At 65.0% G+C, this 15375-nt stretch carries 14 protein-coding genes; 8 read left to right on the forward strand and 6 right to left on the reverse strand.

Annotated features, from left to right (window positions below):
- Positions 1 to 25 precede the first annotated feature (25 nt).
- The gene (locus tag V6765_RS04290; RefSeq protein WP_448426761.1) at positions 26 to 373 is read left to right on the forward strand and encodes a DUF952 domain-containing protein; all 348 of its coding nucleotides are present in this window, start codon (positions 26 to 28) and stop codon (positions 371 to 373) included.
- Entirely contained in the window at positions 373 to 1464 is a 1092-nt protein-coding gene (locus tag V6765_RS04295; RefSeq protein ID WP_448426763.1) for a quinone-dependent dihydroorotate dehydrogenase, read from the forward strand. The genes V6765_RS04290 and V6765_RS04295 overlap by 1 nt, the downstream gene beginning before the upstream one ends.
- Here the strand turns inward: V6765_RS04295 and V6765_RS04300 are convergent.
- Positions 1454 to 1945, reverse strand: a complete 492-nt coding sequence (locus tag V6765_RS04300) for a CAP domain-containing protein (protein WP_448426764.1) — start codon at positions 1943 to 1945, stop codon at positions 1454 to 1456. The genes V6765_RS04295 and V6765_RS04300 overlap by 11 nt on opposite strands.
- Positions 1942 to 2208: a DUF6460 domain-containing protein gene (locus V6765_RS04305; RefSeq protein WP_448426766.1), complete on the reverse strand. Its 267-nt coding sequence runs from the start codon at positions 2206 to 2208 to the stop codon at positions 1942 to 1944. Before V6765_RS04305 ends, V6765_RS04300 begins: the two co-directional genes overlap by 4 nt.
- Before the next feature lie 132 nt (positions 2209 to 2340).
- Here V6765_RS04305 and V6765_RS04310 point away from each other — a divergent pair, with 132 nt between their 5' ends.
- The 6 genes from V6765_RS04310 (at position 2341) to V6765_RS04335 (ending at position 8588) form a co-directional block, all read left to right on the forward strand.
- A complete protein-coding gene (locus tag V6765_RS04310; protein WP_448426768.1) occupies positions 2341 to 3288 on the forward strand; it encodes a methyltransferase in 948 nt (315 codons plus the stop codon).
- 88 nt (positions 3289 to 3376) lie between these two features.
- Positions 3377 to 3682, forward strand: a complete 306-nt coding sequence (locus tag V6765_RS04315) for an XRE family transcriptional regulator (RefSeq protein WP_448426769.1) — start codon at positions 3377 to 3379, stop codon at positions 3680 to 3682.
- Between the two features lie 98 nt (positions 3683 to 3780).
- Entirely contained in the window at positions 3781 to 4416 is a 636-nt protein-coding gene (locus tag V6765_RS04320) for a YitT family protein (protein WP_448426770.1), read from the forward strand.
- Between the two features lie 52 nt (positions 4417 to 4468).
- Positions 4469 to 6997 carry a ligase-associated DNA damage response DEXH box helicase gene (locus tag V6765_RS04325; protein ID WP_448426772.1) on the forward strand — a complete coding sequence of 843 codons (2529 nt, stop codon included), beginning with the start codon at positions 4469 to 4471 and terminating at the stop codon, positions 6995 to 6997.
- Positions 6994 to 7704: a ligase-associated DNA damage response endonuclease PdeM gene (pdeM, locus tag V6765_RS04330; protein ID WP_448426773.1), complete on the forward strand. Its 711-nt coding sequence runs from the start codon at positions 6994 to 6996 to the stop codon at positions 7702 to 7704. The genes V6765_RS04325 and pdeM overlap by 4 nt, the downstream gene beginning before the upstream one ends.
- Positions 7704 to 8588: a phosphotransferase gene (locus V6765_RS04335; protein ID WP_448426775.1), complete on the forward strand. Its 885-nt coding sequence runs from the start codon at positions 7704 to 7706 to the stop codon at positions 8586 to 8588. The genes pdeM and V6765_RS04335 overlap by 1 nt, the downstream gene beginning before the upstream one ends.
- Positions 8589 to 8590: 2 nt before the next feature.
- On the opposite strand, the gene V6765_RS04340 is transcribed toward V6765_RS04335, so the two are convergent.
- From V6765_RS04340 to V6765_RS04355, 4 genes are all read right to left on the reverse strand, one after another.
- Positions 8591 to 9364 (reverse strand): TIGR02186 family protein, encoded by a 774-nt coding sequence (locus tag V6765_RS04340; protein ID WP_448426776.1) that lies wholly within the window; start codon positions 9362 to 9364, stop codon positions 8591 to 8593.
- Complete coding sequence (locus tag V6765_RS04345; RefSeq protein ID WP_448426778.1) at positions 9361 to 10287, reverse strand: sulfite exporter TauE/SafE family protein; 927 nt, start codon at positions 10285 to 10287, stop codon at positions 9361 to 9363. Before V6765_RS04345 ends, V6765_RS04340 begins: the two co-directional genes overlap by 4 nt.
- Before the next feature lie 117 nt (positions 10288 to 10404).
- Positions 10405 to 14403, reverse strand: a complete 3999-nt coding sequence (locus tag V6765_RS04350; RefSeq protein ID WP_448426780.1) for a peptidoglycan-binding protein — start codon at positions 14401 to 14403, stop codon at positions 10405 to 10407.
- A gap of 191 nt (positions 14404 to 14594) precedes the next feature.
- The gene (locus tag V6765_RS04355; protein WP_448426782.1) at positions 14595 to 15332 is read right to left on the reverse strand and encodes a DUF1223 domain-containing protein; all 738 of its coding nucleotides are present in this window, start codon (positions 15330 to 15332) and stop codon (positions 14595 to 14597) included.
- Between the last annotated feature and the right edge of the window lie 43 nt (positions 15333 to 15375).

The following is a 15375-nucleotide window of genomic DNA, read 5'->3' on the forward strand; positions in this document are numbered from 1 at the left end:
CGGACAGCAAAGCGACGGGACGGATATGAACCAGCAACCGATTTACAAGATCGTTTCCGAGGACGAATGGCAGGCGGCCCGGTCCGCCGGCGTCTTCAGGGGCGCGGCGGTCGATCTCGCGGATGGTTTCATCCACTTCTCGACCGCCGGTCAGGTGGAAGAGACCGCCGCGCGACATTTCGCCGGTCAGGCGGGTCTTCTGCTGGTCGCCGTCGACCCCGCGGCGCTGGGTGACGCGCTGAAATACGAGCCGTCGCGCGGCGGCGCGCTGTTTCCCCATCTCTACGGCGATCTGCCTTTCGACGCCGTTCTCTGGGACAAGCCGCTGCCCATCCGGGGCGACGGCCGGCACGATTTTTCGGGATTGCTTTGATGATCGACCTCTACCGTTGCGGCGGCCGTCGCGCCGCCTTCGCGCTCGATCCCGAGCTTGCCCACGGCCTGACGCTGAAGGCGATCCGCACCGGCTTCCTGCCCGGTGCCCGCCATGCGGACAACAAGAGCCTTGCCTCCACGGTGGCCGGCCTTGCCTTCAAAAACCCGTTGGGCGTTGCCGCCGGCCTCGACAAGAATGGCGAGGCGCTCGACGGATTGCTGAAGCTCGGCTTCGGCCATGCCGAGGCGGGCACAGTCACGCCGCGTCCGCAATCCGGCAACCCGAAGCCGCGGCTGTTCCGGTTGGTCCAGGACGAGGCGGTCATCAACCGTATGGGCTTCAACAATGACGGCCACGACGCGCTTGCAGCCCGGCTCGAGCGCCGCAACAGGTCGACGGGTCCGGGCGTCGTCGGCGTCAATATCGGGGCCAACAAGACGTCTGAAGACCGGATTGCCGACTATGTCGCCGGCATTACGCGGTTTTCAGGGCTTGCCGACTATCTCACCGTCAATATTTCCTCGCCCAACACGCCGGGCCTGCGCGATCTGCAGGCCCGCGCGGAGCTCGCGCGGCTTCTCGGCAGGGTCGCCGAGGCGCGGGAAAAAGCGGCGCGCAAGGTGCCGGTGTTCCTGAAAATCGCGCCAGACCTGACCGAGGAAGGCCTCGATGATATCGTCGCCGAAGTGCTGGACAGCGCGCTTGACGGCGTCATCGTTTCCAACACCACGCTGTCGCGCGCGGGTCTGCGCGAGGAGAAACTGGCGGGCGAGGCCGGCGGGCTTTCCGGCTCGCCGCTGTTTGATCGCTCGACAGCACTTCTCGCCCGCATGCGCCAGCGGCTCGGGCCCGACCTTGCGCTCGTCGGCGTCGGCGGCGTCAATTCCGGCGCGCGGGCGGTGGAGAAGATCCGCGCCGGGGCCGATCTGGTGCAGATCTATTCCGGCATGACCTATGAGGGGCCGCAGCTGATCGAGGACAGCCTGACGGCCATCATCGCCGCCATGCGCGAGGCCGGTGTCAGTTCGCCGCGCCAGTTGCGCGACAGCGGCGTTGCGGAATGGGCGGCAAAACCGTTTACTGGCTGAGGCACATCGCCCAGAAGGGCTGGTTGCCGGAATTCGGGCTCACGGCGCGGGCGACGCCGATATGGGAATAATTTCCCAACATGTTCTTCAGATGCCCCGGCGAATTGACCCAGGCCTGGAAGGCGCGTTCCGGCGTGCGCTGCTGCATGGCGATGTTTTCAGCCGCCGGCAGGGGCAGGCCCATACGCTTGAACCGGGCCAGCACGCTTTCGCCGCCGGTGATGTGGTTCATCTTGTCGGCAAGCGCCATCCGGCTCGCCTGATCTATCGCCGCCTGTTCGCAGGCGCGCGAATAGGAGAGCGCCGAAAGCCCACGGCTTTTGCGCAGATCGTTGACCCAGGGCAGGAAGGTGGACGTCATCGCCTGGCTGTCGACATCGCCGCGCGGAAGGTCGCTGCCGAAAAACGGGCTGCAGGCCGAAACGCCGGCGGCGAGCGCGCCCAAAAGCAGGACGCGGCGGGTGGTGGCGATCTGTGTCAACGGCGATAGCTCAGAATGCGGATGATCAGGAAGACCGGCACGACGATGATCGCGCCCAGCACGAAATAATGGCCGACCTCGCCAAGGGCGGCAAAGCCGCGATTCCAGATGTTGCGCAGGAAATCGATGATGCCGTAATAGATGTCGAGCGGATGGATACCGAGCGCCGACAGGATGAAGCCGACGATCAGCGAGACCACAAGCAGCTTGACGATGGTGCCGACCACGCTGCCGCCGAGAAACCTGTTTATGCCGTTGCTCATGCCGCTCTCCTTTTCCCGGCTAGATAAAGAGGCTTTGCGGCGCATTCAAGATAAAAAGCGGTGAAGCGATTCCGCTTGCTTTTCGTTCCGAAAAGCGACATTGGCGCTCAGTTCCCTACCGGTTTTCGAAACATGAGCGTTCTTTCCCTTTCCTCGGGCGATCTGATTGCCGATCGCCGCGCAGACTATGCCCGCATGCTGGACGAGGCCGGCGATCACGAAGCTGCGGCGGAAGTGATGGAGCAGGCGATGGCGCTTGTGCCGGACTGGCCGGCGGGCCTCGCGCTGCTTGCCGCCTATCGCGAGCATGCCGGCGATGTCGCGGCGGCGATCGCAACGCTGGAAAAGCTTGAGGGCGAGGATGACGACGACCTGTTCGCCGCCAGCCTGAAGCTTGCCGTTCTCGGCGCCGCCGAACCGCCTGCCCATCCGCCGGGCCGCTATGTCGAGGCGCTTTTCGATTCCTACGCCGATCATTTTGACGCGGCGCTGACCGAGCGGCTCGATTACAATGCGCCGGAAAGGCTTGCCGCGCTTCTGGAAAAGAGCGAGGGAGAAGCGCGCCGCTTCAGGCTCTGCGCCGATCTCGGCTGCGGAACCGGGCTTTCGGGTGCTGCCTTTTGCGCGCGTGTCGATCGTCTCGAAGGCTTCGACCTTTCGGCCAATATGCTGGCCAAGGCGGAGGAGAAGGCGGTCTACCAGCATCTCGCCCAGGCCGATCTCCTGCTTGCGCCGGAGGAAAGTGGGCTGTTTTCGCCGGCGCTTGCGCGCCACCGCGCCGATCTTGTCGTGGCCGCCGATGTGCTGATGTATCTCGGCGCGCTTGAAAGCCTGATGGAAAATGTCGCGGCGCTGATCGCGCCCGGCGGCCTGTTCCTGTTTTCGGTGGAGGATGGCGGGGATGCCGAGGCCTATACCCTACTGCCATCGCTGCGTTACGCCCACGCCTTCGCCTATGTCGAGCGCTTGCTTTCGGGCGCCGGTTTCGAGTTGAAGCGCCATGAGCGGGCGGCCCTGCGCAAGGATGCGGGCGAACCGGTTCCCGGCATCCTGTTTCTGGCGGTCAAGCAGCTTCCCTGACGGGGCGATATCGCGTCGGGAGGAACCCCCGTGCGGTGCTGCGCGTTTATCTACAAAACGTGTCCAACAGACCGAAAGGAGGCTGACCATGACCTTCACGCCTGAACTTTGCCACGCCGCGCGCATTCTCGCCCGGATCGACCGCCCGACGCTTGCCGCAGAAAGCGGGATTGCGGAAGACAGGATCGAGGAATTCGAGAATGGCAGGGCCGAAATGGGCGACAATTCGGCCGAGAAACTGAAGACGACGCTCGAGGCGCTCGGCGTTATCTTCCTGCCGGAGGAGAAGGAGGGCGGGGTCGGCATCCGCCTGAAATTCACCGGCAGCGAAACGCGACGCATCCTGAATTGGGAAGGCGAGGGCGGTCGCGTCAATCAGGATGACGTGGTGTAATCGGATAGTCGTTTGCTTCCGTTTGACGCGCGCGTCGAATTGCGCGATTGAAATATCGGGGCCGGTCCGGCCCCGATTTTTCATGTGCGGAGCCTCGCATGTCCGAAAACCGCTTTCTCGCCGGTATCGTCAGTTCAACCTCCGAAAGCCATTCGGCGCTTGAGGATGCGCAGGGCATCATTGCCGGCTCGATCCTTGCTTGTCTCGGCGTGATGGTGCTGAAGGCCGGCGGTCTGCTGACCGGCGGCACGGCAGGTCTTGCTTTCCTGCTCACCTATGCGACGGCGCTCGATTTCGGCCTTGCCTTCTTCATCGTCAATCTTCCGTTCTATTATTTCGCCTGGAAGCGGCTCGGGCTGAAATTCACCCTCAAGACCTTTCTCGCCGTGGCGCTGACTTCGGTCCTGACGGCGGCGGTACCCGATTTCATCACGATCGGCGAGACCGATCCGCTGGTCGGCGCGCTGTTCGGCGGCGTTCTGGTGGGCGCGGCGCTGCTGATCCTGTTTCGCCATTCGGCAAGTCTTGGCGGTTTCGGCATTCTGGCGCTTTACCTGCAGGACCGGTTCGGCTGGAAGGCGGGCTATGTGCAACTGATGCTGGATGGCTGCGTGCTGCTGTTGTCCTTCTTTGTGGCGACGCCTTTCATCATCGCCTGCTCGGTCGCCGGCGCCGTGGTCATCAATCTGGTTCTTGCCATCAACCATCGCCGCGATCGCTATATCGCGATGTGAGCCGGCAAAATAACCGCTGGCCATCCTCGCCAATAATTGCCATTTTGCGCTCATGAACGAAACGGAAACATTGCCGGAGCGCTTCCGCCGCTGGTTCGCCGAGAACGGCTGGCAGCCGCGCGCGCATCAGCTTGAACTGCTGGCGCGCGCTGGCGTTGGCGAGGACATGCTGCTGATCGCACCCACCGGCGCGGGCAAGACGCTTGCCGGCTTTCTGCCCTCCCTTTCCGATCTTGACCGGCGCGGGCCGCAAAAGCCGGGGCTGAGGCCGCGCGGCGTCCACACGCTTTACATCTCTCCCTTGAAGGCGCTGGCCGTCGATATCGCGCGCAATCTTGAGCGGCCGGTGGTCGAGACCGGACTTCCCATCACGATGGAGACCCGCACCGGCGATACGCCCCAGGCCAAGCGCCAGCGCCAGCGCCTGAAGCCGCCGGATATCCTGCTGACGACGCCGGAACAGCTGGCCCTGCTGCTCGCCGGCAAGGATGCCGACCGGTTCTTCGAGGATTTGCGCTATGTGATCTTCGACGAGCTGCACTCGCTGGTCACCTCGAAACGCGGCCATCTGCTCTCGCTCGGGCTCGCGCGCCTCAGAAGGCTGCGGCCCGAGCTCACCGCCATCGGCCTCTCCGCCACCGTCTCCGACCCGATGGAGCTGCAGCGCTGGCTGGTGGCGCAGACCGGCGAGGTCGATCCGCCCCATGCCGGGCTGATCACGGTGAAAGGCGGCGCGCGGCCGGAAATCACCATCCTGAAGGCGTCCGCGCGCATTCCCTGGTCCGGCCATTCGGCGCGCTATGCCGCGCCCGATATCTACGAGGAGCTGAAACAGCGGCGGATGACGCTGATCTTCGTCAATACTCGGTCGCAGGCGGAGATCGTGTTCCAGGAGCTTTGGAGCATCAATGACGACAACCTGCCGATCGCGCTGCATCACGGCTCGCTCGATGTCGGTCAGCGCCGCAAGGTGGAAGCGGCGATGGCGGCGGGAAAACTGCGCGCGGTCGTCGCCACTTCCACGCTCGATCTCGGCATCGACTGGGGCGATATCGACCTCGTGATGCATATCGGCGCGCCCAAGGGGGCGAGCCGGCTCGCCCAGCGGATCGGCCGCTCCAACCACCGCATGGACGAGCCGAGCCGCGCCATTCTGCTGCCGGCCAACCGGTTCGAGGTGATGGAATGTCAGGCGGCGCTCGACGCCAATTATGTCGGCGCGCAGGATAGCCCGCCAATCGGCGAGGGCGCCCTCGATGTGCTGGCCCAGCACGTGCTCGGCATGGCCTGCGCCGAGCCCTTCGAGATCGACGCACTCTTTGACGAGGTCCGCACGGCGCTGCCCTATACCGGCCTCGATCGTGAAACCTTCGTCCGCGTCGTCGATTTCGTCGCCACCGGCGGCTATGCGCTGCGCAGCTATGAGCGCTACGCCAAGATCCGCGAGACGGCGGACGGCACGTGGCGGATCTCCCATCCCGATGTCGCCCGTCAGTATCGCCTGAACCTCGGCACCATCGTCGAGATGCCGATGCTGAAGATCAGGCTTGTGCGCGCGGGCAAGCGCGGCGGGCCGCTTCGGGGCGGGCCGACGCTGGGGGAAGTGGAAGAGTATTTCATCGAGATGCTCAGACCCGGCGACACCTTCCTGTTTTCCGGCAAGGTGCTGCGCTTCGAGGGCATTCGCGAGAATGAATGCCTGGCCTCGGTCGCCTTCGATACTGACCCCAAGATCCCCGCCTATGCCGGCGGCAAGTTTCCGCTGTCGACCTATCTCGCCGATGGCGTCAGGGCGATGCTCGCCGATCCGGAGCGCCGCAAGGCGCTGCCGGGGCCGGTGCGCGAGTGGCTTTCGCTGCAACAGCAGCACTCGCACCTGCCGGGCCGCGGCGAATTGCTGGTGGAGACCTTTCCACTCGAAAACCGGTTCTACATGGTGGCCTACCCCTTCGAGGGCCGGCTTGCGCACCAGACGCTCGGCATGCTCCTGACCCGGCGGCTGGAGCGCATGGGCGCGTCACCCACCGGCTTCGTCTCGACAGACTATTCGCTAGCGATCTGGGGGCTGAAGGATATCGGCGCGATGCTGGCCGATGGCGCGCTCGACCTTCGTGAGCTGTTCGACGAGGACATGCTCGGCGACGATCTCGAGGCATGGCTTGACGAGAGCTACATGCTGAAGCGCACCTTCCGCGCCTGCGCCACAATCGCCGGCCTGATCGAGCGGCGTTATCCGGGCAAGGAAAAGACCGGAAGGCAGATGACGGTCTCCGCCGATCTGATCTATGACGTGCTTCGAAGCCACGAACCCGACCATATCCTGCTGCAGGCCACCCGCGCGGATGCGGCAGCTGGCTTGCTGGACATCGCCCGCCTTGGCACAATGCTGGAGCGAATCAAGGGCCATCTCGTCCACTACCGGCTGGAGCGGGTTTCGCCGCTGGCGGTGCCGGTGCTCTTGGAAATCGGCCGCGAGAGCGTCAATGGCGGCGCCGGCGACGCCGTGCTTCAGGAAGCCGCCGACGAACTTGCGGCAGCGCTTGAGGCCGCCGAAATGATGCATGAAGAGGCAGGCGAATGAACGTACAGGCGTCGATTGAACGGGAAGGGCAGGCCGGCCGCGCGCGCCGGTTTTCGGGCCATGCCGTTCAATTCGATGCGTCCGGAGCAGCCTTCTTCCCCGAACTCGGCCTCCTCGTCGTCTCCGACCTCCATCTGGAGCGCGGGGCCGCCCATGCGCGCCGCGGCTTCTTCCTGCCGCCCTATGATACCGGACGCACGCTTGCCGCCCTTTCAGCCGTGATCGCCCGCTATCGCCCCGCCCGCGTGGTCTCGCTCGGCGACAATTTCCACGACCGTGTCGGCGCGCGCGAAATGCCGGCGGAGACGCGCGAAAAGCTTTCGGCTCTTGCGGAAAGCTGCGACTGGGTGTGGATCAACGGCAACCACGATCCCGACGGCGTCGGGGGTCTTCCGGGTCGGGTGTTCGATGTCTGGGAATTCGAGGGACTGACTTTCTGCCATGAACCGGGCCGCAACGCCGGCGCGGAAATCTGCGGTCATCTCCACCCCTCTGCCGTACTTCATCGACCGGGCAAATCCGTCCGCCGTCCCTGCTTCGCCGCCGACGAGACGCGGCTGATGCTGCCGGCCTTTGCCACCACGCGCGGCGGGCTTGACCTGCGCCATCGCGCCTTTGCCGGATTGTTCAATCGAAAGCTGCTCAACGTGCACATGCTGGGCCCGGACAGGGTCTATTCGCTGCCCTTTGCAGCGCTTGGCTGCTGATGCACGCCGATGAAGCGCCCGTCAGCCTCCCGGCGGCGCGCGCGCTGATCTCCGCACAGTTTCCCCAATATTGCGATCTGCCGGTGAGCCCGCTTGCGGGCGGGACGGACCATGCGATCTTTCGCGTCGGGCAAAACATCGCGGCGCGCTTTCCCAGGCGGCGGGAGGACGCCGAAGCGTGCCGCATCCGGCTTGAGGCCGAAGCGCGCGCGCTTGCCGAACTGGCTGCCTGTTGTCCGGTGCCCTGCCCGGAGCCGCTCGGCCTCGGCCGGCCGGGCGATGCCTATCCGATGTACTGGACGCTGCAGACATTTCTGCCGGGCGAAATCGCGACGCCCGCGGGGCTGGCCGGGTCCGACGGATTTGCCGATGATATTGCGCGATTGATCGCAGCGCTCAGGCAGGCGGATACGAAAGAGCGGCGTTTTGACGGGCGCGGGCGGGGCGGCCGCCTGACGGATCACGATGCCTGGATTTCGACCTGCCTTGAAAACAGCCGCGGCCTCCTCGATGTCGCGCGGCTTTCGGCCTTGTGGGAAAGATTGCGGCTGCTGCCGCCGGGCGGCCCCGACGTGATGAGCCATCGCGACCTGATCCCGGGCAACCTGCTGGTGAAGGGGGATCGGCTTGCCGGCGTGCTGGATGGCGGCGCCTTCGGACCGGCCGATCCGTCGCTCGATCTGGTGGCCTGCTGGCATCTCTTCGATGCTCCGCGCCGGGCCCAGATCAGGCAGAGCCTCGGCTCGGACGAACCGGAATGGCAAAGGGGCGCCGCCTGGGCGTTTGCGCAGGCGATCGGGCTCGTCTGGTATTACGAGGCGAGCAATCCCGGCATGGCGGCGCTCGGCCGCAGCACGCTCGCCCGCCTTCTGGATGATTGCTGAGCTCAGCTCTTGCGGAAGATAACGCTGGCGAACCAGCCCGAAAACAGCGCGATGGCCACCGCGCCGAGGCCGTAGAACAGCGGATACTCATGCGCGGCGACTGTGAGCCGGGCCTCGAGCCCGGTCTTCACGACCTTCAGCGGCAGGGTTTCTGTGGCGATCTGGCGGCCGTTCTTGAACAGGTAGGCGCGCACCGTGTGGGTGCCCTGGGGAATGTTCACCGAAAGCCTGAGGCTTGCCCGGAAAAGGCTGTTCGACACGAAGGACACCCCGTCCGGCTCGCTGTCGTAAAGCGCGTCCGTGGCGTTCAGCCGCAGCATTGCCTCGCGGAAGGTGGCGACGTCGCTGGCATCGCCGAAATAGCCGACGGGCGAGATCCGCAGATGCGAAACGCCGATGCCGGCCGAATTCAGCGCCTGCGGCGTGGTGACCTCATCCAGCGGGCGCGTGCTCGAAATCGAGTAGGAGCGCGGCACATGCTCGAAGGTCACCGTCTCGCGGTTGACCCAGATGCCGAAGACGCGTTCCTTGCGGCGCACATCGGCCTCGGCCTTGGGGCCTTCCAGGATCACCACGATGTCGTAGGCGCCCTTGGAGAGCAGGATCGGATCGGCATCGTTGATCGCGCCGAACACTGTCAGGTCGGCGCCGGAGAAATCGGAGGTGATCGCGATCTGGTTGGTCGAGGTGCCGATTTCGAGCGTCTCCTGCTGCGGCACCTGGGCAAGGGCTGCGGCGGGAAACAGAAGCACGGCGAGGAGGAGGTTGCGGATCATTGCGGCGCTCCCTCGAAGACGACCGAGAACACATCGCTTGGCGTGACGACCAGACCGAAGGCAAGGCGGACGCCGACGGCAAGGATCAGGATCGCCAGCAGCGCGCGCAACTGCTCCCCCTTGAGCTTCTGGCCGACGCGCACGCCATATTGCGCGCCGATGACGCTCGACAGCATCAGGATGGTGGCGAGCACGATGTCGACCGAATAGTTGGTGGTTGCCTGTATCACGGTGGTGTAGGCGGAGACGAAGATGATCTGGAACAGCGACGTGCCGACCACGATATTGGTCGGAATGCGCAGGAGATAGATCATCGCCGGCACCATGATGAAGCCGCCGCCGATGCCGAGCGATGAGGTGAGCACGCCGATCATGCCGCCAAGCGTGAACACCGGAATGACGCTGAGATAGAGCTTCGATTTCTTGAAGCGCATCTTGAACGGCAGGCGGTGGACCCAGTTGTGCTGGCCGGGCTTGCGCAGGGAGACGGATTGCTGTTTGGCGCTGCGGCGGATGGCGCGGATGCTTTCCACCAGCATCAGCCCGCCGATCGATGACAGCAGCACGACGTAGAGCAGCGAGATCACCAGATCGAGCTGGCCGAGATCGCGCAACAGCGAGAACAGCCAGATACCGACGGTCGCGCCGACAATACCGCCCGTCAGCAGCACCGTGCCGAGCTTCATGTCCAGCGTGCCGCGCCGGAAATGGGTGAGCGTGCCGGAGACCGAGGAGGCCACCACCTGGCTTGCGCCGGTCGCGACCGCCACCACGGGAGGGATCTGGTAGAAAATCAAAAGCGGCGTGATCAGAAACCCGCCGCCGACGCCGAACATGCCCGATAAGAAACCCACTGCCGCGCCCATGCCGAGTATCACGAAAATATTGACCGAAAGTTCGGCAATCGGCAGGTAGATCGACACGCGTGTCCCCAATAGCATTTGGGCCGGATGTTGAATCCAGCCTTCTTAAGTATGCTTTCTTTCTGCGACTCAAAGCCCTGCAAGTCAATTCGCAAAGCCGTGATATTGCAATTCTTTTCAGGCGCTGTTGCGGGCCAGCAATGCCTTTACCAGTTCGGGCGTGATCGCACCGTCGGCGGCAAAGCCATTTGCCTTCTGGAATGCCTTGATCGCGGCATCGGTCTTCGCGCCGAGCACGCCGTCAGCGGGGCCGGCATCGTAGCCATTCTTGTTGAGGATGGTCTGGATATCGCGCACCACGGTCTCCTTGTCGACGGGCGCGCTGGCGGCGACGAGATCGGCCGGGGTCCATTCCTTCGGGCTTGTCAGGCGATTGGCGGATTCATCGAGCGGTTCGGCCTTCCACGCCTCGGCAAGCTGCTTCGCACGGCTGAGATCGGCGTCGCCGAGCGCTTCGGCCACTTCATCGCGGCGTTTGGCGGCCTCGGCATCGCCTTCCCTGGCGGCGACGGCGAACCATTTGTAGGACTGTACCAGATCGGCATCGGCGCCGGCGCCGCGGGCATGCAGGATGGCGAGATTGAACTGGCTGTCGGCGACGCCGTGATCGGCGGCCTTCTGGAACCATTCGGCGGCTTCGGCAAAATCGGGCTTGCCGCCGTCCGCGCCATTGGCGAGCATGACGGCGAGGTTGTGCATGGCGCTGACATTGCCCTTCTCGGCGGCTTCGCGATAAAGCGACACGGCCTTGCCGGCGTTCTCGTCAACCCCGGTGCCCTTCTCGTAGAGGCTGCCGAGCTGAAATGCGGCGGGCGCGGAGCCGCGCTCGGCCGCCAGTTCGAACCAGAAGGCGGCTTTTGAAAGATCCTGCTTGAAGCCGAGACCGTCGAGGTAGCGCAGGCCGATCTCGTAGAGCGCTGCCGGATCGCCGGCCTTGGCCGCGTCAGCGAGAAGCTTGGTCTCGAGGCCGGCCGGCAGGTCAGCCGTGATCGGCCGGAAACCGGTGTCATCGGCCTTTGCTGCGGCTTCGGCCTGCCGGGTCGGGGCTTCTGCCGGGGGCGCGCTGGCAATCGGCGTTTCCGCTTCGGCGGTTTTCGGCGCAGCCTTTGCCGGCGCGTTCAGAACGTCGAGTACATCGCGTGTGGTGACGGCAGCGGTCTCCACCGCTTCTTCCGTCTTGTCTTCAAGCGCGGCAGCCGCCTTCTTGAGCTTTGCCGCCACGGGTGACGAGGTGGCGGCGTCCGCAGCCGTATCGGGCTCGATGCTGCCGGTCACCACATTGTCGGTTTCGATCATGCTGAAGGCGCGCACCGGCGGGCTTGCGACCTCATCGGGCGCTTCGGCGGCGAAGTTGTTCTTCACCACCGGCGTCATGGTGAGATCGATCGTGGCCGGGGCGGCGTTGCTGACCTTGACCGGCGCGGGCGCCGGCGCTTCCCGCCTGATCGTGGCGGCGTCGAGCGACTGCGCCGCCTGGAGGATGGCGTCGCGGTCGCGGCCCATGCCGGTCAACAGCGGATAGGCCATGATCGCGAGCAGGATTGCGCCGCCCGCGAGATAGACCGGGCGGCGGGAGAACCTGTCCTTCGGCGGCTCGGCCGCCTCGGTCTGTTCCGTTTCGCCGGTTTCCTCGGCCGCCGTGTGGACCGCGCGGCGTGCCGCGGCGATCAGGTCGGCGCGCGGCGGGCGCGGGCCGAGACCTTCGCTGATGACGCCGGCGGGCTTGGAGCGCGCGCCTTTCCGGCTTTCCGCCGCCGGGCGTTCATGCACCGGCAGCACGGGGCCGAGACTCGGCATCGCGTCCTTCTTCTGTCCCGCGCGCACCCGCGAAAGGATATCCAGAACGTCCTGACTACCGTTCTCCTCCGGTTTCGCGGCGGAAGAACCGGCATTGAAACGGGTTTCGAACGGCGGCGGGCCAAGCGGCGAAGACGGCTGAACTCGCGGTTGCGGCTTCTCGCGCGTTGCCGGCGCTTCAGCAGTCTCCGGGGCCTCGGGGGATTTGACGCCGGGCATGGCATCGAGCCGGCTCGCGATCGTCTTCAATGTGTCATGAAGACCGGCGCTCGCCTTGTCCTGATCGGCGTTCGCCGGGACCCGGAGCGCCTTCAGATCGGAGGCGAGACCCTTGATGATTTCGATATGTTCGTCGGTCTCGCCCTTGCGGCCGGCCTCGAAATTCTTCAGCGCTTCTTCCGCCGCATGCTGGGCGGCCTCGATCACCAGATCGTCATTGCTGGCCGAAAGCGCCTCGATGCGCGCGCCGATCCGCTCCTCAAGCTCGCCGATCGGCAGTTTCGGTTCCGGCCGGTTCATCAGCGTGGTGAGTTCTGCGATCTGGCGCTCGAGCTTCTGCAGTTCGGGACCGCTCTTGTCGCGGCGGCTTTCTTCCAGCCGGTTGGCAAGCGCCGTCAGTTGTGCCGAGAGGCGGCTTTCCGCGCTGTTCTGCTCCACGGCGGCGATCTTGCGCGACAACCGTTCCTCAAGGCCGGCGATGTCGAGGGCGTCAAGACGCTCGGCCACCCGGCTTTCGGCCACAAGATTGGCCTCGATCTTCTGGCGCAGCTCGGGGTCCGCGCCTGCGACCGGCATGGCGGAAATCTGGGCTGCGAGCCGGCGCTCGGCGGCGGAAAAGTCGATCTGGCCGATCTTGCCGTTGATGCGCGAGACGGCGTCTTCGAGGGCCGCCGGCTCGATGCCGCGCCTGTTCTCGATCAGCGTTGCAAGGTTTGAAAGCTGGCTCTTCAGCTCGCGCCGGTCATGGGCGCTGAACCCATCCGAGCCGGCGGTTTCGATCTTCTGCGCCAGGCGGCGTTCGGCGCCCTTGAGGTCGAGCCCGGCGATATTGTCGTTGAGCCGGTTGACCGCATCCTCGATCGCGCGGGGATCGCGGGTCTCGATCAGGCTCGCCAGATGGCCGATCTGGTCCTTGATCTCGCGGCGATCGGCCTCGCTCAGTCCGCCCGCGCCAACGCCGTCCAGCTTCGCGGCCAGCCGGCGCTCAACGCTTGTGAGGTCGATCTCGCCAACCTTGTCGGAAAGCGTGGCGACCACCTTGCCGAGCGTATTGCGCTCGTTGCCGATCCGCTCGACCGAGCCCGCGAGCGCTTCGATGCGGGCCTCGAGCCTGGTATGGGCATCGGCGCTGTTATGGCTTTCAATGCGGCGGGCAACCGCGTCGAGGTTTTCCAGAAGCGTCGCCTGCTTGGTGCTCTGGTCGCGCATCTGCCAGTCGACGGCGGCAACGGCGTTTGAAAGATCGCCAAGACGGGATTCCAGCCGCTCCACCGCCGGGTCGCGCGTGGTTTCGCTCTGGCGGCGGCCGATCCGCTCAAGATTGCGGTCGATATCGTCGATCCGGCGCTCGATTGCATGCATCTGGCCGTCAAGCCGGTCGCTAGAAGCGGGAATGCGCGCGCACAGCACCTCCATGGCTTCGGCAAGCCCCGCCATCCGGGCTTCGATTTCCTGAAGACTGTGGCCGCTATCATCGTTTTCGAGAAAGCGTCGCACATCGTCCAGTCCGCGCGCCAGCGCCGTCAGTTCGAGATCGAGCCTGGCCGGATCGAAGGGCGCGATCTGGCGTTCGAGATTGTCGAAACGGCTTTCCAGCCGGGCCACGCTCTTGGCATCGGCAAGGCCGCGCAGCAGCGATTGCAGATGATCGAACTCGGCCATCAGCCGGCTGTCGTCATCGGCGGCCGCGTTGCTCAACAGCCAGTCGACGCCCTCGGAAATCCGGAGCAGCTCGCTGCGGGTGTCGTCATCGATATCGCGGGTATCGGTCTGGCGCTCGATCTGGGAGAGCATGGTGTGAAGGCCGGCGAGCTCGTCCCTGAGGCTCGCGGTGAAATCGTCGCGCACGGACTGGCGCAGGTCCTTGAGCGTGCGGGAGATGTCGCGCAGTTCCGCATCAAGACGGGCATTGGCGGGTTCTGCCGGCAGGCGGCGCTCGCGCGGCGCGCGGTCGCGATAATCCGGCGACCTGGCCGGACCGCGGGGCGAGAGGCCGGCGGCGCGGGCTTCCATCATTTCGGAAAGACGAGCCTCGAGGCCTTCGATCGTCTGGCTGAGCGCGTTGAGACCGGGTCTTGCCTCTACCCTCTCCTGTGCCATCCGCGCTTGCGCCATACCGCTGCCCCGAAATGTTGGCGGCTGCGCGCACATCCCCCGGCGCGCAGAACCGCATCAAAAATCCTGGGACAAGGATTCGCGCAACATGGTAAAGAAGTTGTTAATTTTTCGCACTGAAGCGGGCGGAAAGTGCTGGAGCGGCGGCTTTTCCGGCTTTTGGGACGGAGGGCTGCTCAGTCCGCGGTCACCATCGTCGCGCCGAAAATTGCGCCGGGGTTGCCGTCTGCGTCGGTGGCCTGCAGCAGGATCGCGCAGCCATCGCTCTCGCGCGGTTCCAGCACGCGCGCCGGCAGCGTCACCTTGGTGGCCTCGCCGTGCCACATGCCTACCGTCTGAACGTCGGTAACGATATTGCGGTAATCGATGGTCCGGCCCTCGTTCTCACCGTCCTTGATCGCGACCTGTTCGCGGCTCTTGAAATAGACCACCAGCACATCGGCCTTGCCCTTGCCGCTGCCGATATCGATGATCACCTCATCGCCGGATTTGCGCAGGCTGACGGGCACCGTCAGGCCCTTGTCATCGGATTTGAGATCGGCAATCGTTCCGCGCAGCTTGTCCAAGCTGGTTCCGACCATCTCGGCCCGGCCGTTGACCACGGCCTGCGGCGTGTAGACCCCGGAACGGCCCATCGCGGCGCTGTAATCATACTGCCGCTTGGTGTTTTCCGGACTGCTCATCGTATCGGTCCAGCCGAGATAGTTCCAGTAATCGACATGGTAGCTGAGCACGATCACATCGCCCTCGTCGGCAAGCGCCGCCGCGGCCTTGTCGGCGGGCGGGCAGGACGAGCAGCCCTGCGAGGTGAACAGTTCCACCACGCCAAGCGGGCTTTTGATTTCGCCCGCCTCAGCACCCGCAAGCGAGAAAGCGGCAAGGCAGGCACTCAATATGATAGTCTGTTTAAACACCGCTCAAAACCTTGATCGTCGGGGACAGCGCCCGCTGAACTGG

The sequence above is a fragment of the Martelella sp. FOR1707 genome (assembly GCF_053484265.1).